This window comes from Hydrogenophaga crassostreae (genome assembly GCF_001761385.1).
Classification (GTDB): domain Bacteria; phylum Pseudomonadota; class Gammaproteobacteria; order Burkholderiales; family Burkholderiaceae_C; genus Hydrogenophaga; species Hydrogenophaga crassostreae.
The window spans coordinates 3,414,532-3,435,367 of the sequence record NZ_CP017476.1 but is presented as its reverse complement, the minus strand read 5'-3'; the positions used below and the strand labels follow the sequence as shown (position 1 = coordinate 3,435,367).

Annotated in this window: 18 protein-coding genes; 16 read left to right on the top strand and 2 right to left on the bottom strand. The window is 60.3% G+C overall.

Going from position 1 to position 20,836, the window contains the following annotated elements:
• Nucleotides 1–19: 19 nt before the first annotated feature.
• Nucleotides 20–841: a posphoenolpyruvate synthetase regulatory kinase/phosphorylase PpsR gene (gene ppsR / locus LPB072_RS15765; protein WP_066083932.1), complete on the bottom strand. Its 822-nt coding sequence runs from the start codon at nt 839–841 to the stop codon at nt 20–22.
• Between the two features lie 249 nt (nt 842–1,090).
• On the opposite strand from ppsR, the gene ppsA reads away from it, so the two are divergent.
• The 5 genes from ppsA (at nt 1,091) to LPB072_RS15740 (ending at nt 9,385) form a co-directional block, all read left to right on the top strand.
• Nucleotides 1,091–3,490: a phosphoenolpyruvate synthase gene (gene ppsA, locus LPB072_RS15760; protein WP_066083935.1), complete on the top strand. Its 2,400-nt coding sequence runs from the start codon at nt 1,091–1,093 to the stop codon at nt 3,488–3,490.
• A gap of 310 nt (nt 3,491–3,800) precedes the next feature.
• On the top strand, nt 3,801–4,019 hold the full coding sequence (locus LPB072_RS15755; RefSeq protein WP_066084861.1) for a hypothetical protein: 219 nt from the start codon (nt 3,801–3,803) through the stop codon (nt 4,017–4,019).
• A 16-nt stretch (nt 4,020–4,035) separates the two neighbouring features.
• Nucleotides 4,036–6,789: a sensor histidine kinase gene (locus tag LPB072_RS15750; protein ID WP_066084864.1), complete on the top strand. Its 2,754-nt coding sequence runs from the start codon at nt 4,036–4,038 to the stop codon at nt 6,787–6,789.
• Between the two features lie 26 nt (nt 6,790–6,815).
• Complete coding sequence (locus LPB072_RS15745; protein ID WP_066083939.1) at nt 6,816–7,193, top strand: response regulator transcription factor; 378 nt, start codon at nt 6,816–6,818, stop codon at nt 7,191–7,193.
• Complete coding sequence (locus LPB072_RS15740) at nt 7,190–9,385, top strand: 3'-5' exonuclease (protein WP_066083942.1); 2,196 nt, start codon at nt 7,190–7,192, stop codon at nt 9,383–9,385. Before LPB072_RS15745 ends, LPB072_RS15740 begins: the two co-directional genes overlap by 4 nt.
• A 231-nt stretch (nt 9,386–9,616) precedes the next feature.
• Here the strand turns inward: LPB072_RS15740 and LPB072_RS15735 are convergent, their stop codons facing one another.
• Entirely contained in the window at nt 9,617–11,479 is a 1,863-nt protein-coding gene (locus LPB072_RS15735) for a putative nucleotidyltransferase substrate binding domain-containing protein (protein WP_066083945.1), read from the bottom strand.
• 168 nt (nt 11,480–11,647) lie between these two features.
• Here LPB072_RS15735 and LPB072_RS15730 point away from each other — a divergent pair, with 168 nt between their 5' ends.
• The 11 genes from LPB072_RS15730 to LPB072_RS15680 all read left to right on the top strand — a co-directional run bounded on the left by LPB072_RS15730 (nt 11,648) and on the right by LPB072_RS15680 (nt 20,806).
• Nucleotides 11,648–11,944 (top strand): hypothetical protein, encoded by a 297-nt coding sequence (locus LPB072_RS15730; RefSeq protein ID WP_066083948.1) that lies wholly within the window; start codon nt 11,648–11,650, stop codon nt 11,942–11,944.
• On the top strand, nt 11,941–12,507 hold the full coding sequence (locus tag LPB072_RS15725) for a tetratricopeptide repeat protein (RefSeq protein WP_157694100.1): 567 nt from the start codon (nt 11,941–11,943) through the stop codon (nt 12,505–12,507). The genes LPB072_RS15730 and LPB072_RS15725 overlap by 4 nt, the downstream gene beginning before the upstream one ends.
• A 9-nt stretch (nt 12,508–12,516) precedes the next feature.
• A complete protein-coding gene (locus LPB072_RS15720) occupies nt 12,517–12,789 on the top strand; it encodes a DUF4212 domain-containing protein (protein ID WP_066083957.1) in 273 nt (90 codons plus the stop codon).
• 3 nt (nt 12,790–12,792) lie between these two features.
• The gene (locus LPB072_RS15715; protein ID WP_066083960.1) at nt 12,793–14,910 is read left to right on the top strand and encodes a sodium:solute symporter family protein; all 2,118 of its coding nucleotides are present in this window, start codon (nt 12,793–12,795) and stop codon (nt 14,908–14,910) included.
• 150 nt (nt 14,911–15,060) lie between these two features.
• Nucleotides 15,061–15,474 carry a 30S ribosomal protein S6 gene (gene rpsF / locus LPB072_RS15710; protein WP_066083963.1) on the top strand — a complete coding sequence of 138 codons (414 nt, stop codon included), beginning with the start codon at nt 15,061–15,063 and terminating at the stop codon, nt 15,472–15,474.
• Nucleotides 15,475–15,482: 8 nt separating this feature from the next.
• Entirely contained in the window at nt 15,483–15,788 is a 306-nt protein-coding gene (priB, locus tag LPB072_RS15705; protein ID WP_066083966.1) for a primosomal replication protein N, read from the top strand.
• Nucleotides 15,789–15,800: 12 nt separating this feature from the next.
• Complete coding sequence (rpsR, locus tag LPB072_RS15700; protein WP_066083968.1) at nt 15,801–16,082, top strand: 30S ribosomal protein S18; 282 nt, start codon at nt 15,801–15,803, stop codon at nt 16,080–16,082.
• A gap of 12 nt (nt 16,083–16,094) precedes the next feature.
• A complete protein-coding gene (gene rplI, locus LPB072_RS15695) occupies nt 16,095–16,547 on the top strand; it encodes a 50S ribosomal protein L9 (RefSeq protein WP_066083971.1) in 453 nt (150 codons plus the stop codon).
• A 258-nt stretch (nt 16,548–16,805) separates the two neighbouring features.
• Entirely contained in the window at nt 16,806–18,191 is a 1,386-nt protein-coding gene (gene dnaB, locus LPB072_RS15690) for a replicative DNA helicase (RefSeq protein WP_066083972.1), read from the top strand.
• Nucleotides 18,192–18,707: 516 nt separating this feature from the next.
• Nucleotides 18,708–19,394: a response regulator transcription factor gene (locus LPB072_RS15685; RefSeq protein ID WP_066083975.1), complete on the top strand. Its 687-nt coding sequence runs from the start codon at nt 18,708–18,710 to the stop codon at nt 19,392–19,394.
• An 8-nt stretch (nt 19,395–19,402) separates the two neighbouring features.
• Entirely contained in the window at nt 19,403–20,806 is a 1,404-nt protein-coding gene (locus tag LPB072_RS15680; RefSeq protein WP_066083980.1) for an ATP-binding protein, read from the top strand.
• Nucleotides 20,807–20,836 lie beyond the last annotated feature (30 nt).

The window sequence follows — 20,836 nt, the reverse complement described above, 5'->3', positions numbered from 1 at the left end:
GCGGCCTGGTCTGTCTTGGTCAGTAGGCCAGCCTGTCGGGCTGGATTTCCTGCAAGATGGTGGTTGCGATCTCTTCAATCGACTTGGTGGTGGTAGACAGCCAGCGGATGCCTTCTCTGCGCATCATGCTCTCAGCCTCACTGACCTCCATGCGGCAGTTTTCCAGGCTGGCATAACGGGAATTCGGGCGGCGCTCGTTTCTGATTTCACTCAGGCGTTCCGGGGCAATGGTCAGCCCAAAAACCTTCTTTCGGTGTGGGACCAACGCCGGAGGCAGCTTGCGCCGGTCGAAGTCTTCCGGAATCAGGGGGTAGTTGGACGCCTTCAGGCCATGTTGCATTGCGAGGTACAGCGATGTGGGTGTTTTCCCGCTGCGGCTCACGCCCACCAGAATCACATCGGAGCCCTGCAGGTCTTTGTGGCTTTGCCCGTCGTCGTGCATCAGCGAGAAGTTGATGGCCTCGATGCGGTCGTTGTATTCCTGACTCTTGGAGGCGTCGGAGAAACGGCCGACCCGGTGGTTCGACTTGAGGCCTAGTTCGGTTTCCAGGGGTTCAACGAAGGTGCCAAACATGTCCAGCAGCATGCCTTTGCAGTTGTGTTTGAACACCTGCAACACGTCCATATTGACCACCGTGGTGAACACCAGCGGGCGTTTGCCTTCGACTTCTGCGGTTCGGTTGATCTGGTGAATGGCCTGGTGGGCTTTGTCCACACTGTCGAGAAAAGGCAGCCGGATGCGGCGCACGGGCGCCTCAAACTGGGCCAGGATGGCATTGCCAAAGGTTTCGGCTGTGATGCCGGTGCCGTCGGAGACAAAGTAGGCGGTGCGGTTGGGCATGGCGGTGGGTGGGTCGATTCAAATAGATTTCATGGCCGCAGACCGTACATTTCACTGGGATTCGGCGTGTTCAGCGCCGATGCTGCGGTCAGCCACCTACAATCAGTGGCTGTGGCGAGTTCTGCCTGCGGGCGGAGTCAACGCCCCCATTTTCGCCTCATCGCCTGGTTTCGGACCTAAAAAAGCAACAACAGATCGAGCGCCGGCGCATGGAGCCAACGGTTTTTTAACCTTGAGCGGAGTCTATCCATGTCCAACCTGTTTTCCCCGACCGATCTGGTCGTGCCTTTCGAGCATTTGCGAATGTCCGACGTTGAGGCCGTTGGCGGCAAAAATGCCAGCCTCGGCGAGATGATTTCGCAATTGCCCAGTGGCGTGAAGGTGCCCACCGGCTTTGCCACCACCGCACACGCATTTCGCGAGTTTCTGGCGTTCGAAGGCCTGACCGAGCGCATCAACGCGCGCCTGGACGCACTGGATACCGAAGATGTGCGTGCCCTGGCCGAGGCGGGTGCCGAAATCCGTGCCATGGTGGAAAAGCAGCCTTTTCCCGCCGATCTGCAAAAGGCCATTCAAGATGCCTATGTCACCTTGGTCGGTGACAACGACAAAGCAACCTTTGCGGTGCGTTCTTCGGCCACCGCCGAAGATTTGCCTGACGCCTCGTTTGCTGGTCAGCAGGAAACCTTCCTCAATGTGCATGGCATTGATGAGGTGTTGCACAAAATGAAGGAGGTTTTCGCCTCCCTTTACAACGATCGCGCGATCAGCTACCGGGTGCACAAGGGTTTTGCCCACGCCGATGTGGCGCTGAGCGCCGGGGTGCAGCGCATGGTGCGCTCCGATCTGGGCGCTGCCGGCGTGATGTTCACCATCGACACCGAGAGTGGCTTTGAAGACGTGGTCTTCATCACGTCCAGCTACGGGTTGGGCGAGACGGTGGTGCAGGGCGCGGTGAACCCCGACGAGTTCTATGTGCACAAGCCGATGTTGAAAGCGGGCAAGCGCGCGCTGATCCGCCGCAACCTGGGTTCCAAACTGATTCAGATGGAATTCAGCACGGCCGAAGAGAAGGCCGCCAGCGGCCACCTTGTGAAAACCACCGATGTGCCGGTGGAACTGCGCAACCGATACAGCCTGACCGATGCCGATGTCGAGAAGCTGGCGAACTACGCGTTGGTGATCGAGCAGCACTATGGTCGCGCGATGGACATCGAGTGGGGCAAAGACGGCACCGACGGTGAACTTTACATTTTGCAGGCCCGCCCCGAGACGGTGAAAAGCCAGGCTGCGGGCAAGACCGAAGTGCGTTACAAGCTGAAAGGCAAGGGCGCTGTTCTGGCTTCTGGCCGGGCCATTGGTCAAAAGATCGGTACCGGCCCGGTGCGCCTGGTGCACAACATCAGCGAGATGGACAAGGTCAAGCCCGGCGATGTGCTCGTGACCGACATGACCGATCCCAACTGGGAGCCGGTGATGAAGCGCGCATCGGCCATCGTGACCAACCGTGGCGGGCGCACCTGCCACGCTGCCATCATTGCGCGCGAACTGGGCATTCCTGCGGTGGTGGGCTGTGGTGATGCCACCGACCTGCTGAAAGACGGCATGCTGGTGACTGTGAGCTGCGCCGAAGGGGACACCGGCAACATCTATGACGGCTTGCTGGAAACCGAAGTGACCGAAGTGCAGCGCGGAGTGATGCCCGAGATCGACGTGAAGATCATGATGAACGTCGGCAACCCCCAACTTGCCTTTGATTTTGCGCAGTTGCCCAATGGCGGCGTGGGCTTGGCCCGCCTGGAGTTCATCATCAACAACAACATTGGTGTGCACCCCAAGGCCATTCTGGATTACCCCGCTGTCGATGCCGATCTGAAAAAGGCTGTTGAGTCGGTCGCGCGCGGGCATGCGTCGCCCCGCGCGTTCTATGTCGACAAAGTGGCCGAAGGGGTTGCAACGATCGGTGCCGCTTTCTGGCCCAAGCCGGTGATTGTTCGCCTGTCTGACTTCAAATCCAACGAGTACCGCAAGCTGGTCGGTGGTAGCCGCTACGAGCCCGATGAAGAGAACCCGATGCTGGGTTTCCGTGGTGCAGCGCGCTACATCAGTGAAGACTTCCGGGAAGCCTTTGCCATGGAGTGCGAAGCCATCAAACGGGTGCGCGAAGACATGGGTTTGACCAATGTCCAGGTCATGGTGCCGTTTGTGCGAACGCTCGGCCAGGCCAAGAAGGTCACCGAACTGTTGGCAGAGAAGGGCTTGAAACGCGGCGAGAACGAGCTCAAGGTCATCATGATGTGTGAGATTCCGGGCAATGCCGTGCTGGCGAAGGACTTTTTGCAGTATTTCGATGGCTTCTCCATTGGCTCCAACGACCTGACCCAGTTGACGCTGGGCCTGGACCGCGATTCGGGCCTGGAGTTGCTCGCACATGACTTTGACGAGCGTGACCCAGCGGTGAAAGCCCTGTTGACGATGGCCATCAGCGCATGCAAGGCCGAAGGCAAATATGTGGGCATTTGTGGCCAAGGTCCCAGCGATCACCCCGACTTCGCGCAATGGTTGCGCGACGAGGGCATCAACTCCATATCGCTGAACCCCGACTCGGTTGTCGATACCTGGCAGTTGCTGGCGTCCACGGCGAAGTAAACGCTCTGGGTGACCGAGAGAAAAGGCAGGGTGACGCCCTGCCTTTTTTTCGTCTGCCTGGGACCAATTGCGTAAGCACAGGGTCAGAGCGCGGCGCACAATGGGTTGAGGCAAGCGGTGTGCTCTATGACGGGGATTGTTGCTTCACATTGAGCGATTCCAAACGTGGCGCCTGGTCGGGGCGGGCTGCAACCCGGGATCTGTGCGTTGCGGAATCCCTGGTTGTTGGCGAGTCACGTCGCTGTATACCGCTCACCCATTGCCTTCAAAGGGCGCGGCACTGCAGCACGCCCTGATCAAGGAGACATGCATGACCCAAGGACTCAAAGCCCAGCGGTTGCTGGCCCTGTTTTTTGCGGGATTGGCGCTGTTCAACTTTCCCCTGCTGGCACTGTGGGACGTGGATGCGTTGCTCTGGGGGTTGCCGCTGTTTCCCACGGCCCTGTTTTTGTTGTGGGCCTTGCTGATTGCCGTTTTGGCCTGGGTGGTGGAACGCAAGCCCAAACGAGCTGACCGCAAGAATGCCTGAGCTGCCGGAGCCCGCCATGCTGTCCGCCCCGCTGGTCATTGCCGTGTCGTGTGCCTACTTGCTGCTGCTGTTTGCCGTGGCCAGTTGGGGCGATCGGCGTGCGGCAGCTGGCCGTTCGGTGATTGGCAACGCATGGGTGTATGCGCTGTCCATGGCGGTGTATTGCACCGCATGGACCTATTTCGGCAGTGTGGGGCGCGCGGCCAATTCAGGGGTGTGGTTTCTGCCCATATACCTGGGGCCGATGCTGGCCATGATTCTGGCTTGGCTGGTGGTGCGCAAGATGATCCGGATTGCCAAGACCTACCGCATCACATCGATTGCCGACTTTATCGCCAGCCGCTACGGGAAAAGCCCGACCCTTGCGGGCTTGGTCACGTTGATCACCGTGGTGGGCATCGTGCCCTACATCGCCTTGCAGCTCAAGGCGGTGGCCAGCGGCTACGCGGTGCTGACGTCGCCTCTGGGTGCGCCATCGCCACAGAGCGATGACTGGTGGCGCGACAGTGCGCTGTACATGGCGCTGGCCTTGGCGGGGTTCACCATGGTGTTTGGCGCGAGGCATCTGGACAGCACCGAGCGCCACGAAGGCATGGTGGCGGCGATCGCTTTCGAATCGCTGGTCAAGCTGCTGGCCTTCCTTGCCGTGGGGCTGTTTGTCACCTTTGGCCTGTTCTCCAGTCCTGCGGCCCTGTTTGAACAGGTCAGGGCGGTGGATGCATTGCGCCCGCTGTTGCTGTTTGACCAGGGGCAGCCCTTTGCCTATGCGCAGTGGACGGGTTTGACCCTGCTCGCCATGCTGTCGGTGATTCTGTTGCCACGCCAGTTTCAGGTAATGGTGGTGGAAAACGTCGATGAGCGGCATCTGAAGCGAGCGGTCTGGGTGTTTCCCCTGTACCTGCTGCTGATCAACCTGTTTGTGCTGCCGATTGCCATGGGGGGATTGCTGCTGTTTGGCGTAGGGGTCGTGAACCCGGAAACGTTCATTTTGTCCATCCCGCTGTCCCAAGGCCAGACGGTGTTGGCCCTGGTCGCCTTTGTCGGCGGATTGTCTGCCGCGACAGGCATGGTGATCGTGGAAACCATTGCAGTCTCTACGATGGTCTGCAACGATCTGGTGATGCCTTTGTTGCTGCGTCGAAAAGGATCTGCGCAACGCGATGATTCCGATCTCACGGGTTGGCTTCTGGGTATTCGCCGTGCCGCGATCCTGCTGGTTTTGTTGCTGGGTTACACCTACTTCCATCTTGCTGGTGAGGCGTATGCGCTGGTGAGCATTGGGTTGATCAGCTTTGCGGCGGTGGCCCAGTTTGCACCGGCCTTGTTGGGCGGCATGTACTGGCGCGGCGGAACGCGCCGAGGCGCACTGGCTGGGTTGGCAATGGGGTTTGCTTTCTGGGTCTACACATTGATGCTGCCCTCTTTGGCCAAGTCGGGCTGGATGCCCGATGGTTTTCTTGCACAAGGGCTGTGGGGCGTGGCGCTGCTCAAGCCCGAGGCGTTCCTTGGGCTAAGGGGGCTGGACAACCTCACCCATTCGCTGTTTTGGAGCCTGCTGGTGAATACCGCTGCTTACGTGGGCATTTCCCTGTTGCGCCGGCCATCGGCGGCTGAGACCAGCCAGGCATTGCTGTTTGTGGATGTGTTCAGGCGAACCAGTCAGGTTTCCCCCGTTTTCTGGCAGGGGAAGGCACAGGTGTCGGCACTGTTGCCCCTGGCGGCCCGGTTTCTTGGCGCCGATACCGCATTGCGGCTTTTTTCAGGTTACGCACAACGCCTTGGCTTGAGCCGGGTGGAAGACATCCCTGCCGATGCCCAGCTGGTGCAATTTGTGGAAACCCAACTGGCAGGTGCAATCGGCAGTGCGTCAGCGCGGGTGATGGTGGCTTCGGTGGTTGAGGAAGAGGCGTTGAGTCTGGATGATGTGATGCGGATTCTGGACGAAGCCTCGCAACTGCGCGCCTATTCTGTGGCGCTGGAAGACAAGTCCCGCTCGCTGGAGCACGCTACCTCGGAGTTGAGGGAAGTCAATCAGCAGTTGCAGAGCCTGGACCACATGAAAGACGATTTCATGTCGTCGGTGACCCATGAGTTGCGCACCCCCTTGACATCCATCAGGGCTTTGTCGGAACTGATGCGTGACGATGTGGACATGGCGTCGGAGCAGCGTCAGCAGTTTCTCGAAATCATCGTGGGTGAAACCGAGCGCTTGACGCGGCTGGTCAACCAGGTGCTCGATCTGGCCAAGATTGAAGCGGGGCAGGCCGAATGGGACGAAGCCACGGTGGACATTCGGGCCGTGGCGCAGCAAGCCGCGGAAAGCTTGCGCGTCAATTTTCAAGAGGCTGGCGTGACCCTGGCGCTGGATCTGCCCGATGGTGTGCCTTCTGTATGGGCTGATGAGGACCGGTTGATGCAGGTCGTGCTCAATCTGTTGTCCAACGCCTTGAAATACGCGCCACGAGGGCGTGGGCGAGTGGACATGCGTTTGACGGACACGACAGAGGGTGTCTCGTTGGAGGTGCAAGACAATGGTCCGGGCATCGAGGCGAACCAGCAAGCCGTGGTGTTTGAGAAGTTCCACCAGGTGGCGGGTGATGCGCACTACCGGCCGGGCGGTACCGGTCTCGGTCTACCGATCAGCCGTCAGATCGTTGAGCACTTTGGTGGTCGCATGGCGTTGCGATCTGCGCCTGGCGAGGGGGCCTGTTTCGGATTCACGATCCCGCATGCAACGCGGACCGGGCATGTAGAGCAAAAGGATGTTTGAGAGAGCACCCAAAGGAGAAGAAAAAGATGACAACACACAAACTGCTGATTGCTGACGATGAACCCAATATTCTGATTTCTCTGGAGTTCCTGATGAAGCGCGAAGGCTATGAAGTCGTGCTGGCGCGGGACGGGCAAGAGGCTCTGGACGCCATCGAACGGGACAAACCCGATCTGGTGTTGCTCGATGTGATGATGCCGGTCAAAACCGGTTTCGATGTGTGCCATGAGGTGCGCAACAGCGAGACCATGCGCGACACCTTGATTCTGATGCTGACCGCCAAGGGCCGCGACACCGACATCGCAAAAGGCATGGCGTTGGGAGCCAATGCCTACATGACCAAACCTTTCTCCACCAAAGAGCTGGTGCAGAAAGTACAAGCCATGCTGGGCAACCAGCCATGAGCGGTCAACAAAAAACCGATAGGCGCCTGTGGTGGCTGCTGGGTATGGCGGGCCTGGTGTCGGTGGCCTGGTTGGGGGCCACGATTGGTCTGGTGGGCTCGACGCTGGACGATGAAAGCCGTGCAACGGTGTGGCGATTGCTCGGTGAGCAATCCGTCTTGCTGTTGCTCACCTGGGGTGCTGGCATGGGGGCCATCGCATGGGCGCTCAAGCGCTGGTTCGATCATTGGGTGACGCCATCGGTGCAACTGGCTGAGGAGGCCCAGGTGGTGCTCAAGACCGATGTGGTTCGCAACCTGCCGCTGAAGGGCAATGTGGAAACGCAGGCGCTGGCGGGCTTGTTCAATCAACTGGTGGCGCAACGCGAAGAGCTGCGCAGCGAGATGGATGCCAAGGTGAACCTCGCAGCCGAAGGCATCGAGCAGGAAAAATCGCGGTTGGCGGCTTTGATGTCGGAGCTCACGCAAAGTGTGGTCGTCTGCAACCTTGATGGCCGTGTCTTGCTGTACAACAACCGTGCACGCATGCAGTTTCGTGCGCTCTCCCAAGCGCCGGGGGTGGCGGGAGGTGCCGAGTTGATCGGGCTGGGGCGTTCGATTTACGGGGTGTTTGATCAACGTCTGGTGGCCCATGCCCTGGACAGCATTCGCCAACGCCTGCTCCGAGGCGCAGCCCAGCCCTCGGCTCAGTTTGTCACCACCACGCCTTCCGGGCAATTGCTGAGGGTGCAAATGGCGCCGGTTCGCGCAGCGACCACGCAAGCCTCTGACGCCGACCGTGAACTCACGGGATTTGTACTGATGCTCGACAACATCACGCGCGAATTCGAAGCCGAGTCAGCCAAAGACCAGGTTCTGCTCTCGCTGACCGAAGGCAGCCGGGCGGCGTTGGCCAATATGCAGGCCGCCATTGACATGCTCGATTTTCCAGATCTGGAACCTGCGATGCGTGAGCGGTTTCTGGGCGTGGTGCGCGATGAAATCCGTTCGTTGAGCCAGCGCATCACGGCCCTTGAGAGTGGCTCTGCCGATTCCGTCAAATCGCGTTGGCCGCTGGAGGACATGCTGGGCTCCGACCTGGTCAACGCTGCGATCAAACGCATCGAGGTGACCGCCAGAGTGCCAGCCTCGGCCGTGGATGTGGACAGCAGTTTGTGGCTCAAGGTCGAGAGTTTTTCACTCCTGCAAGCACTGAGCTACCTCACCGCGCGGCTGTCTGAGGAGTTTTCGGTGAAGTTCGTGCAATTGCGTCTGGGACTGGCCCAGGGCAGCGCCGGCAAAGCGCAGCTTGATTTGATCTGGTCGGGTCAGGTCATGAGCACCGAGACCGTGATGAGCTGGGAGATGGATGTGATCAAGGTGGGGGCAGAAACCACGCGAATCACTGTGCGCGATGTCATCGAGCGCCATGGGGGTGCATTCTGGTTTGAACGCGAACGCACGCGCCACCAGGCGTTTTTTCGCTTTTTGCTGCCCCTGGCGAACCCGCAGGAGCAAGCGGAGGCAACTGCGGCGTTGCAGCCCACAGACAGCCGCCCCGAGTATTACGACTTTGACTTGTTCAAGACCACAGAGTTGACCCACGCGCTTGATGACCGCTTGCTCAGCGAATTGACCTACACCGTTTTCGATACCGAAACCACAGGCCTCAACCCATCACAGGGTGATGAAATCATCCAGATTGGTGCGGCCCGCATCGTGAACAACAAGCTGTTGAAACAAGAGTGCTTCGAGCAGTTGGTGGACCCCAGGCGTTCGATCCCTGCGGCCACCATTCCGATTCACGGCATCTCGCCCGATATGGTGCAAGGGCAGCCAACCATCGATCAGGTCTTGCCAGCGTTTCACGCGTTTGCACAGGACACGGTACTGGTCGCACACAACGCAGCGTTCGACATGCGGTTTCTGCAATTGAAGGAGCAGCAGACGGGGATGGTGTTTGATCACCCGGTGCTCGACACGCTGTTGTTGTCTGCCGTGTTGCACCCCAGTCAGGACTCCCACCGGCTGGAAGCGCTGTCAGAGCGCTTCAATGTGCCAATCGTCGGCCGGCACACCGCAATGGGTGATGCCATGGTTACAGCCGAAGTATTTGTGAAACTGATTCCTCTGCTGGCAGAGAAGGGCATTCTCACGCTGGGGCAGGCGAGGGAAGCCGCGCAGAAGACGTATTACGCAAGACTGAAATATTGAGCGACACATGCTCCCCCCGCGCCGCCTTCGGCGTCACCCCCCGGGGGGCGGCACTGGCGGCCCGGCAAAGCCGGTTCCGCGGTGCCCTGAAAGAACACCCCCTCACTCAAACCATAGCTTTCTCCGGAGTGAGATGCCTTAACCGCAGGATGCGGCAGAACCGGCTTTGCCGGGCTGCACGCATCGCCCCCCTGGGGGGTGACGGCCCGAGCATCGGGCCGTCGCAGGGGGTCACATTCTGTAGCGTTGGCCCAGCACGTTTTGCAGATCGTGCACCACGGTGAACGCGTCTTTCAGCTGACTGCGTTCAAAGTTCGAGATGTCGTTCGGGTTCATGAAGTTGTTGGGTGGCAGGCCCGCAGTGATCTGCCGAGCCTGGTGCTGGATGCGGGTGTGGGCCAGGAACTCGAGCGCATCGCGCAGGTCGTGTGCGCTTTGTTCGCTGACTTCGCCGCCTGTCGCGGCGCTCTGCAGGCGGTCCTGGGTATTGACTGCATCGTGGGCGCCGGCCAGGGCATAGACCCTCGCCAGGTCCACGATGGGGACCACGCCGGTGTGTTTGAGGTCGATCTTGCCTTTGTGTTCTCCACTGCGGATCGTGGAGATGCCTTTGAACATGCCGAGTGGTGGCTGGTGTTTCAGGGCGTTGCCGACCATGTGGGCGAGAAACAGGCTGTTGCCCTTGGTGCGCCGCAAAACGTCTGAGCGCAAGCTGTCGAGCAAGTCGGTGCTGCCGTAGATGGCCCGGAGGTCGAAGAAGACGCAGGTCAGCATCAGCGACTTGGGATCGGGCTGGCTGGTCCAGCGCGCGAAGTACTCGGCCCACTGCCGCTTCGGCTGGCGCCAGGTGTCTGTCATGGCCATCATGTCGCCCGGGCAGTGCACGTAGCCGCAAGCATCCAGCCCGTCGCACACGAACTTGGCCAGTGTCTTGAAATAGGTGCCGTGCCTGGCTTGGTCGTAGCGGTCGTCGATCACCATGCAGTTGTCCTGATCGGACTTGGCGGTTTGTTCGCTGCGCGCCTGTGATCCCGCTGCGACCCACACGTAGTCAACAGGTGGTGGGCCAAACTGCGCTTCACCGAGTTGCAGCAAACGGCAGGTGATGGCATCGGTGATGGCGGTGATGATGTGACCCGTGCTGTAGGCAGAGGCCTGTGCGGCGGCCAGGCTCTTTTGCAGTTGCTTGATCTTGGTGGCAACCGACTGAAGCCCTTCAACGGTGCTTTGCTTGTAGACGTCACCGGCCAGGTAAACGGCTGAAGTGCTGTGTTGTTCGGTGAGGTCGGTGGCGGTGATCATCCCCACGATGCGCTCGCCATCAAGCACCGGCACATGGTGAATGTTGTGGCGTGCCATGAGCAACAGGGCATCGAACGCCGGGTTCTGCACATCGATGGTCAATGGCGCAAGGGTGGCGATGTCCATGATGGTGCGGCCGGTGTCCAGGCCTGCTGCGACGACGCGGTTGCGCAGGTCGCGATCGGTGACCAGCCCGAACAAACGTTGGTCCTTCTCGATCAGCACCGAAGACACGCGTTTTTCGCTCATCACTTGCGCGGCTTCACGCACCGTGGTGTGGGGGGGCAAAGTGATCGGGGCGCGCTTGACCAGGGAGCGTACCGGCGCTGTCATGAGGTTGAGCGCCGGGTCAGCGCCGGAGCCTGATCCGCCACCGGTGGTGCTGGCATCAAGGGCCGCAGGGAATGCAGGCAGGAAATAGGCGAGTGCGGGCGTGATTTCGCAGAGTTCCTGCACTTGTGACAAAGGAATTCGCACGACCTGCGCGGCTGATTGCGCCTGCGCTGCGACGACATGCAGTGCATCACCTTGGTCGAGTCCGAACACCTCGCCAGCTTGCAAGCTCAGCAAGAGGTGACCCTCCGCGTCCAGCAAATTCACGTTGCCTTCGAGCAGCCAATGCGCGTGGGTCTTGAAGTCTTCTCCCAGCGCTATGGGCTCTTTGGCTTTGAATGCCCGGGCTTTCAGGGTCGTTCCCAGCGTCTCCAATATGGACGCTGGCAAAACGCCGAAGGCGCGGTGGGCGATCAACGCGGTGCGAATTTGAGGGGCGGGGATGGAGGAGGAAGTCATGCTGGGGTGCCTTCGTTGACAAGGTCCATTTGATGCTACACCTCGATTTCCCGTCAAATACAGTCTATGCGCTAGGGGTTTGACCTGTGTCAGGGGCTGTGCAGGGCGGTATGTAAGAGCTTGGTAAGGTGACAATTCAGAATCAACCCAAATTGACACGAACCTGACATGCTGACACTGATCTCCGCTGCCAAACTGATTGCCGAAGTGGCATTGCTGTCGCTGTTCGGGCAGTGGGTGCTGGGGTTGATCATTGGTGAACGCCGCCGCGAGAACCTGATGTACCAGTTGTTGCAGCAGGTGGGGCAGCCTTTTGTGGTGATTGCTCGCTGGCTGACGCCGAAACAGGTGTTGTCAAGGCACCATCCCTGGGTGGCCTTCCTGCTGTTGGGCCTGGCATGGCTGGCGTTGACGGCAGCCAAAATCGCGCATTGCGTGCAGTTGGGTATGGCGTTGTGTCGGTGAACAGCCTTTGGTTGAGTTTCAGCTTGCGTGCACGCTTGGGTTTTTGCTCCATGCTGGGACAGGTTCGATGGGGGCGTGCAGTGGTGTCGAAGGCGCTGGCTGCGAACCCGGATGACACCTATGCATTGGCGACACTGGCCCACTGGGCGTCCCAGGATCAGGCGTGGGAGGCCGCTCGTGATTTGCTCAGCCGCTGCGTGGCCATCGACCCGGAGGATGTCCAGGCCTGGTTCAACCTGGGTTTTACTTTTGAGCGTCTGGAGCAGTTTGAAGAAGCCGAGCGCTGTTTTCGCCGGGCCACCGAACGTGCCCCCGCACTGGATCGGGCCTGGTACGGGCTGGCACTGGCATTGATTGCCCAGGACCGGCTGGTCGAGGCCGTTGAGGTCTTGCAGGTCAACACCCGCTTGCAGCCCATGAGCCCATATGGTTGGTACCAGCTTGCGCGGGTGCAGGCCGATCTGGGTGCCCTTGACGATGCCATCGCCACCATCGCGCGACTGCGCCAGTTCGAGCCCAAGGTGGCCCGACAGCTGGAACGAGAGACCGGGCTTTGCGCCTGAAGAAACCACATGTCGTCCAAACCAACGCCTGCTGAAAACCGACGCCTCTATTGGCGCAAGACATTGCGTTTAACGGCGGGCTTGCTTTTGATCTGGTTTCTTGTGAGCTTTGTGGCCACCTATTTCGCCCGCGATTTGAACTTCACCTTCTTTGGTTGGCCGTTCAGTTTCTGGCTGGGTGCGCAGGGCGGTCCGCTGGTCTACGTCTTGCTGGTGGGTTTCTACGCGTGGGCGATGAACCGGCTCGATGCTGCACATGACCAAGACGATGTGGTTGATTAAGCGATGAAGGGTCTCAAAAAACGGCCTGGGGCTGGTGGCGCAACGGCATCCGAATCGGCGTTCAAGCAGCAACTCAACAAGGTGTACCGCTGGTACACCTTGGCATTCTTCATGTTCGTGGTGGTTCTGGCTGTGCTGGAACAAGCGGGCTTGCCCAGGGAGTGGATAGGCTTCATTTTCCTGTTTGCCACGATTGGCCTGTATGCCGCCATCGGGATCATGAGCCGCACGACGGACGCCACCGAATACTACGTGGCGGGTCGCAGGGTACCGGCGGTCTACAACGGCATGGCGACAGGCGCCGACTGGATGTCTGCGGCCTCGTTTATCGGCCTGGCCGGAACGCTGTACCTCACTGGCTACAGCGGGCTGGCCTTCATTCTGGGGTGGACGGGAGGTTATTGCCTGGTGGCTTTGTTGCTGGCGCCGTATTTGCGCAAGTTTGGCCAGTTCACCATTCCCGACTTTCTGGGTGAGCGCTATGGGGGGCACCTGCCGAGATTGCTGGGTGTGATGGCCGCCATTCTGGTTTCGTTCATTTACGTCGTGGCGCAGATCTATGGCGTGGGTCTGATCACGTCACGCCTGGTTGGTGTGGCCTTCGAACTGGGCATTTTCCTGGGGCTGGGCGGCATTTTGGTGTGCTCTTTTCTCGGCGGCATGCGCGCCGTGACCTGGACCCAGGTTGCTCAGTACATCGTGATCATCGTGGCCTACCTCATTCCAGTGGTGTGGCTGTCGGTGAAACAAACGGGGGTGCCGGTGCCACAGGTGGTGTATGGCTACCAGCTGGAAAAAGTCACCGCAAAGGAGAAGGAGCTGGCCTCGGACCCGAAAGAACTTGAGGTGCGTCAGATTTTTGCATCTCTCTCCCAAGAACTGGCCGAAAAACTCAAAGACCCGGCCGCTGCGCTGATGAACGACAAGGCAAAAGCCGAAGCCAGGCTGGCGGCACTGCGCCAGGCTGATGCCTCCTTCGCCGACTTGTCTGCGGCAGAAAAAACGCTGTCATCTCTGCCACGCACCGCCACGGCGGCCGAATCGACATGGAGTCGGCGCAAGGCGGCTGCCGACACCAAGTCACAGCCACTCAACGGTATGCCTCCGCATGCGGCCCAATTTGCGGGCGACCCCGATGGCGATCCCGAGGCACAGCAAACCTATGACGAGTCGCGCCGAAATTTTCTGGCGCTGGCTTTTTGCCTGATGGTCGGCACTGCGGCCCTTCCACATATCTTGATGCGGTACTACACCGTGCCCAGCGTGAAGGCTGCGCGCGAGTCGGTCACCTGGTCGCTGTTTTTCATCTTCTTGCTGTACTTCACTGCGCCAGCTTTGGCCGTGATGGTGAAGTTCGAGGTGTTCAACGTATTGATTGGTACACCGTTTGACCAGTTGCCAGCCTGGGTTGCGGCCTGGAACAAGGTGGATCCCTCGCTGCTGTCGGTGACCGATGTCAACCAGGATGGGTTGTTGCAGCTGAATGAAATGTCGATTGGTGGCGACATCATCGTGTTGGCCACCGCCGAGATCGCGGGCTTGCCCTATGTGATTTCGGGTCTGGTTGCCGCGGGTGGCCTGGCCGCTGCACTGTCCACCGCCGACGGGCTGTTGCTCACCATAGCCAACGCCTTGTCGCACGACGTGTACTACAAGATGATCGATCCCAATGCTTCGACAGCCCGGCGGGTCACGATTTCCAAGGTGCTGCTGTTGATGGTGGCGCTGGCGGCAGCGTACGTAGCGGCCCAAAAGCCCGCTGACATCCTGTTTCTGGTCTCCGCGGCCTTTTCGCTTGCCGCATCGGCTTTTTTCCCCGCCCTGGTATTGGGTATCTTCTGGAAACGCGCCACCGGAATTGCAGCATCCCTGGGCATGATCTGTGGCTTGGCGATCACCTTCTATTACATGGTGACCACCCAGCCCTGGCTGCGTGACATCTTCGGGGTGACCCGGCCAGTGGAGCTCTGGTGGGGCATTCAGCCCATATCGGCGGGCGTGTTTGGCGTGCCGTTGGGGTTTGCCGTGATTGTGTTGATCAGCTGGATCACCCCTGCTCCTGGCCGCGAAGTGGAGGAACTGGTGGAACACGTGCGCTACCCCCGGCGCCAGCGGGTCTGATCGAGACGCAAGGCCGCAATTGCAAGGCAGTCGGAATCTTGCTAGAATCGCGGGCTTGCCTTGCTGCACCCCATTACGACGCTGGGGGCGGCTGTTCATCAGAAACCGAGGTCCGTTAAACCGGCTCGGTGTCATCCAAAAGGAGTGTTTATGCGTCATTACGAAATCGTTTTGCTGATCCATCCGGACCAGAGCGAACAGGTTCCAGCCATGCTGGAGCGTTACAAGGGCATGATCACCGCCGGCGGCGGAAAGATCCACCGTGTTGAAGACTGGGGTCGTCGTCAGATGGCTTACCAGATCACGAAGCTGTCCAAGGCCCACTATCTGTGCGTCAACATCGAAGCCGATCAGGCAGTGATGGCTGAACTCGAACACGCGTTCAAGTTCAACGATGCCGTGTTGCGCCACCTCACCGTGTTGAAGAAGAAAGCCGAAACCGGCCCTTCGAGCATGATGAAGTCGGTTGAGCGTGAAGAGGCCCGCAAGGCCGCTCCTGCTCATGAAGGTCGCGATTCCCGTGACTCCCGCGAGCCCCGCGAACCGCGAGCCCAAGCCGCCTGAACCCAGGCGTGACATCGTCAGCAGCAGCCAACCGTTTTCATTTGTCGGCTTCGGTGGTGCAGGTTCAACCCTTGCGCTACACCCCAGCAGGCATACCGGTGGTGAATATCGTGCTAGAGCACGAATCCACCATCACCGAATTGGACACGCCCAGGCTGGTGAAACTGCAACTGAAGGCTGTGGCCTTTGGCGCACAAGCAGAAACCCTGGCCCGACAAGGCCTGGATGCGGTTTGTGAGTTTCACGGCTTCATGACGAATGCACGCAATGGCAAAGGTCTTGTGTTTCATATTCAAGAATTCAGCAAAACATAGGAAAGGCCCAACATGGCTTCCCCAAAACGTTTCAACAAAGACAAGCGCCCCAAGCGCAACACCCAATCGCTGCTGTTCAAGCGCAAGCGTTTCTGCCGCTTTACCGTGGCAAACGTTGAAGAAGTTGACTACAAGGACATCGACGTCCTGCGTGACTTCATCGCCGAAAACGGCAAAATCATCCCCGCGCGCCTGACCGGCACGCGTGCCTTCTATCAGCGTCAAGTCAATACAGCCATCAAGCGTGCCCGCTTCCTGGCCATGTTGCCTTACAGCGACCAGCACCGCGTTTAAAGGGAGCCTGATATGCAAATTATTCTGCTCGACAAAGTACTCAACCTCGGCGCCCTGGGCGATGTGGTCAAAGTGAAAGACGGCTATGCCCGTAACTTCCTGATCCCTTCGGGCCGTGCCCGCCGTGCCACCCAAAACGCGATTGCCGAATTCGAAACGCGCCGCGCCGAACTGGAAAAAGCTGCCGCTGCCAAGTTGGCTGAAGCCCAGGCGCTGGGTGAAAAGCTGGCCGCTGTGACCGTCAAGCTGTCCCAAAAGGCTGGCGTTGACGGCCGCTTGTTCGGCTCCGTGACCAACCACGACGTGGCTGACGAGCTGGTGAAGCTTGGCTACACCGTGTCGAAGGCACAGGTTCGCATGCCCAATGGTCCGTTGAAAAACGCTGGTGATTTCACGGTCACGGTGCACCTGCACACCGATGTGAACATCGACCTGAACGTTTCCGTGCTGGGCGAATCCGCCTGATCGAAGACTTGCGCCGCCCGGGTTGATCCTGGGTTGTTGCAGAAGAAGCCGCCACCCTCGGGTAGGCGGCTTTTTTTCTGCTTGCGAGCGTCCTGGAATTGTTGTCCCGATCTATCCCCCGGTATTCCCCTCGTAATTCACTGGTTGTCCACAGGTTTGTCCCCTGACAGCAAGGGAGTGGCGGCGTACCATTGACCGACTTTCAGGAAACACATGTCCGCTGTATTCTCAGACCCTTTTTCTTCCTTTGACGTTGGTATGGACGGCGCCGGCTTGGGCCGCGATCCGCAAGTCGCACAGTTGCGGGTACCGCCCCATTCGATCGAGGGCGAATCCAGCGTGCTGGGGGGTCTGTTGCTCGACAACGCGGCCTGGGATCGAGTGGCCGATCTGATCAATGATTCAGACTTTTACCGCTACGAGCACCGCTTGGCCTATTCTGCGATTGCCACCCTGATCAACTCCAGCAAGCCTGCCGATGTGGTCACGGTGTTTGAACACCTGCAGAACCTGGGCAAAGCGGAAGAGGCGGGAGGCATTGCCTACTTGAACTCTCTGGCGCAGTACGTGCCCAGTGCTGCGAACATTCGGCGGTATGCGGAAATCGTTCGTGAACGCGCCATTTTGCGCAAGCTGGTCGCGGCGAGCGACGATATTGCGACGGCCGCCTTCAACCCTGAAGGCCGCCCGGTTGCCAAGATTCTGGACGAGGCCGAGCAGAAGATTTTCAAGATTGGAGAAGAAGGCTCCCGGATGAAGGAGGGCTTTCAGGGCATGGACACGCTGGTGGTCGAGTTGCTCGACCGCGTGCAGGAGATGGCCGACAACCCCAACGACATCACGGGCGTGCCCACCGGGTTTATCGATCTCGACCGCATGACGACCGGCTTGCAAGCCGGCGACCTGGTGGTCCTGGCCGCGCGCCCTTCGATGGGGAAAACCGCATTCGCGATCAACATCGCTGAACATGTGGCGCTGAATGAGGGTTTGCCTGTGGCCGTGTTTTCCATGGAGATGGGGGCCTCGCAACTGGCTGTCCGTATCGTGGGCTCCATCGGGCGCATCCATCAAAGCCATTTGCGCACAGGCAAGCTCAACGATGAAGAGTGGCCACGGCTCACAGAGGCAATTGAAAAATTGCGCAATGTGTCATTGCACATTGACGAAACCCCTGGCCTCACACCCAGCGAATTGCGAGCCAACGCGCGCCGTCTGGCCCGCCAGTGCGGCAAGCTGGGCTTGATTGTGGTTGACTACTTGCAGCTTATGAGCGGCTCTGGCAGTTCGGGAGGCGACAACCGGGCCACCGAACTGGGCGAAATTTCACGGGGTCTGAAAATGCTGGCCAAGGAGCTGCAGTGCCCAGTGATTGCCCTGTCGCAGCTCAACCGAAGTGTGGAGCAACGCACTGACAAGCGTCCCATGATGAGCGATCTGCGCGAATCGGGTGCCATTGAGCAGGATGCGGACATCATCATGTTCATCTACCGTGACGACTACTACAACCGCGAAACTTCCAAGGAGCCGGGCGTCGCAGAGATCATCATCGGCAAACAGCGAAATGGCCCAACGGGCGTCGTGAAGCTGGCCTTCCTGAACACGCTCACCCGTTTCGAAACCCTGGTTGGTGGCGGTGACTTCTAAACGTTTTTGTCGGTACATTGAACGCAGGTCGATCGCAACGTTGCGGTGCCGAGTCCCAAGCACATGCTTCCTCCAGGGATGTCGCTGAGCCGGTTTGGCCTTTCGGACAACGTCGCTCTGGTTGGTTGAGGCGCGGGTTGGGGGGGCGGGGCTGGCAACGAAGCGCAAACGGTCCATGTCTCGGGAACATGCGCACGCCCCCCCTGGCACATTGGGCCGGGGGCTCGCTCCGACGAAGCCGGATCTGTGCCGGAGGGTTTCTTGTTTCGGGGCAATTCAAGGCCAGGGGTTGACCTTTGACGGCGAGTGCTTGCGAACGCTTCGGAGGTTCCCGGTGCGAACCGGGGCGGGTGTGCGCCTCCCGTGCAAGGACACCGGACACCGCTTCGCTGGGTTGTCATGCCATGGATCCTCCATCCATTCGGCCGCTGAAAAGCGTTCGACCTGCAACAGTTGCCCGAGCGCTGCATCGCGCAGTTCACAACGGACACACCGAGAGCAACCATACTGACAGCCATGAAGATCCTGGTCATCGAAGACGAACGGCGCATCGCAGACTTCGTTTGCGCGGGCTTGACGGAGCGCGGCTTCGAGGTGGAGGCCTGCGACAACGGCCACACCGGCTTCGAGCGGGCCCGCCTGGGCCAACATGACGCGATCGTGCTCGACCTGATGCTGCCCGGGCGCGACGGCCTCTCGGTGTTGCGGGGGTTGCGCGCCGAGGGCATCACCACACCGGTGATCTTGCTGACCGCGCGCAACGAGCTGGGTGACCGCATCGAAGGGCTCAACCTGGGTGCCGACGACTACCTGGCCAAACCGTTCTATGTGGAGGAACTGGCTGCCCGCATCCAGGCTCTGCTGCGGCGGCTGTCGGGCGAGCGCCAGAACACCGTACAGGTCGGGCCATTCGTGCTTGACTGCATGGCTCGACAGGTCACCGGCCATGGCCAGACGATCGAACTCACCAGCCGTGAGTTTGCCCTCATCGAGTTGCTGATGCGTTCGGCAGGGCGCGTGCTGACGCGCACCCAGATGCTGGAACACGTGTGGGGCTACGACTTTGATCCGGCCACGAATGTGGTGGATGCGTGTGTCCAGCGGATCCGCCGGAAGATCGAGTCCATCGACGCCGGCGCGGGCAGCGCCTCGCCGATCGAAGCGGTCAGAGGCGTTGGCTACCGTTTCAGGCCCGTGCCTTGAGACTCAGCATGCCGTCCTTCCGGGTCCGCATTTTTGCGGTCACGGCCTTGACCGTGGCGCTGGTGCTGGCCAGCGTGGCGCTGTTCAGCTGGTCCAGTGTGCTGGCGTTCGAAGGCCAGCGGCTGGACGAGCGCCTGTGCGATGAAGCCCGGCGGCTGGCCGGCCCGACCGCCACTGGCGACGTAGAGCGCCTGGGCGCCGACATGGTGGCCAAGCTGCGGTTGAAATCGCCCGAACAACTGCTGCTGGCGGTTGAGACGCCGAGCGGACCGGGGCGGCTGAAGTCGGCTCACTGGCCCGAGGGGCTGGATATCGACCAACTGTCCTGGCGTCGAGATGCGGCGGCCGCAGACACCCAAAACGCCTCCAACCCTGCGAACCGCACCGCCTGTGCGCTGAGCCGGTTTGATCTGGCCGGTGGTGATTGGCATGCGGCCCTGGTCGGCGGCCCATCTGAGCGCGGATTCGTTGCGGCCGACCTCGCTGCCACTCGTGCTGACCTGCTGGGGGTTTGGCGACAGGTGGCGGCCATCGCATTGCCGCTGGCGTTGCTGCTCACCGCGCTGGGGGCGTGGTTGCTGTCGGGCCTGGCGCTCAAGCCCGTGGTGCGGCTGCGCGACGCGATGAAAGCGGTCGATGAGAAGGCGCTGGATCAGCGCCTGTCGGCGGCGCTGGAAGACCGCGAGTTTCAGGAGCTCATCACCTCGTACAACAAGATGCTGGACCGGCTGGAGACCAGTTTTCACCAGGCTTCGCGCTTCTCGGCCGATGCCGCACACGAGCTGAAAACACCGCTGACCATTTTGCAGGGCCAGCTCGAACGCGCGGTGCAGCGAGCGGACGATCAGGCGCTTCAGCTGACCCTGATCGACATGCTGGACGAAGTAGGGCGCCTGTCGTCGATCTCCAGAAAGTTGCTGCTGCTGTCGCAGGCCGATGCCGGCCGGCTGGCCTTGCAGCGCATGCCGGTGAACCTGAGCGAAGCCTTGAACGAGCGGTTCACCGAGGCGCAAACCTTTGGGCTGGACGTGAAGCTGTCGGCCGAGGTGGCCGATGGGCTGACCGTGCAGGCCGATCCGCAATTGCTCGACCAGTTGCTCAACAACCTCACCAGCAACGCGCTGAAATACACGCCCGCCGGCGGATGGATCCACTGGCGCGCCCGGGCCACGCCCTTGGGCATCGAGCTGGAGATGGCGAACTTCGCGCCAGGCCTTTCACCCGAAGACCGGGCCCGCTTCTTTGAGCGTTTCTTCCGGGGCGATGCGGCGCGCAACCGGCGGGTGGACGGCCATGGCCTGGGCCTCAGCCTCTCGCGTGTCATCGCCCGCGCCCATGGCGGTGAGTTGACGGTGGAGCCCGGCGCTGACGACCCGCTGGTCTTGAGGCTGCTGCTGCCTGCGGGAACTTAAGGTACCCCAGCAAGGCCGCCACCGAGACGG

What these genes read in the sequence shown, in the direction of transcription:
- ppsR (WP_066083932.1), bottom strand. Translation starts at nt 841, where the DNA reads ATGCCCAACCGCACCGCCTACTTTGTCTCCGACGGCACCGGCATCACA.
- ppsA (WP_066083935.1), top strand. Translation starts at nt 1,091, where the DNA reads ATGTCCAACCTGTTTTCCCCGACCGATCTGGTCGTGCCTTTCGAGCAT.
- LPB072_RS15755 (WP_066084861.1), top strand. Translation starts at nt 3,801, where the DNA reads ATGACCCAAGGACTCAAAGCCCAGCGGTTGCTGGCCCTGTTTTTTGCG.
- LPB072_RS15750 (WP_066084864.1), top strand. Translation starts at nt 4,036, where the DNA reads ATGCTGTCCGCCCCGCTGGTCATTGCCGTGTCGTGTGCCTACTTGCTG.
- LPB072_RS15745 (WP_066083939.1), top strand. Translation starts at nt 6,816, where the DNA reads ATGACAACACACAAACTGCTGATTGCTGACGATGAACCCAATATTCTG.
- LPB072_RS15740 (WP_066083942.1), top strand. Translation starts at nt 7,190, where the DNA reads ATGAGCGGTCAACAAAAAACCGATAGGCGCCTGTGGTGGCTGCTGGGT.
- LPB072_RS15735 (WP_066083945.1), bottom strand. Translation starts at nt 11,479, where the DNA reads ATGACTTCCTCCTCCATCCCCGCCCCTCAAATTCGCACCGCGTTGATC.
- LPB072_RS15730 (WP_066083948.1), top strand. Translation starts at nt 11,648, where the DNA reads ATGCTGACACTGATCTCCGCTGCCAAACTGATTGCCGAAGTGGCATTG.
- LPB072_RS15720 (WP_066083957.1), top strand. Translation starts at nt 12,517, where the DNA reads ATGTCGTCCAAACCAACGCCTGCTGAAAACCGACGCCTCTATTGGCGC.
- LPB072_RS15715 (WP_066083960.1), top strand. Translation starts at nt 12,793, where the DNA reads ATGAAGGGTCTCAAAAAACGGCCTGGGGCTGGTGGCGCAACGGCATCC.
- rpsF (WP_066083963.1), top strand. Translation starts at nt 15,061, where the DNA reads ATGCGTCATTACGAAATCGTTTTGCTGATCCATCCGGACCAGAGCGAA.
- rpsR (WP_066083968.1), top strand. Translation starts at nt 15,801, where the DNA reads ATGGCTTCCCCAAAACGTTTCAACAAAGACAAGCGCCCCAAGCGCAAC.
- rplI (WP_066083971.1), top strand. Translation starts at nt 16,095, where the DNA reads ATGCAAATTATTCTGCTCGACAAAGTACTCAACCTCGGCGCCCTGGGC.
- dnaB (WP_066083972.1), top strand. Translation starts at nt 16,806, where the DNA reads ATGGACGGCGCCGGCTTGGGCCGCGATCCGCAAGTCGCACAGTTGCGG.
- LPB072_RS15685 (WP_066083975.1), top strand. Translation starts at nt 18,708, where the DNA reads ATGAAGATCCTGGTCATCGAAGACGAACGGCGCATCGCAGACTTCGTT.
- LPB072_RS15680 (WP_066083980.1), top strand. Translation starts at nt 19,403, where the DNA reads ATGCCGTCCTTCCGGGTCCGCATTTTTGCGGTCACGGCCTTGACCGTG.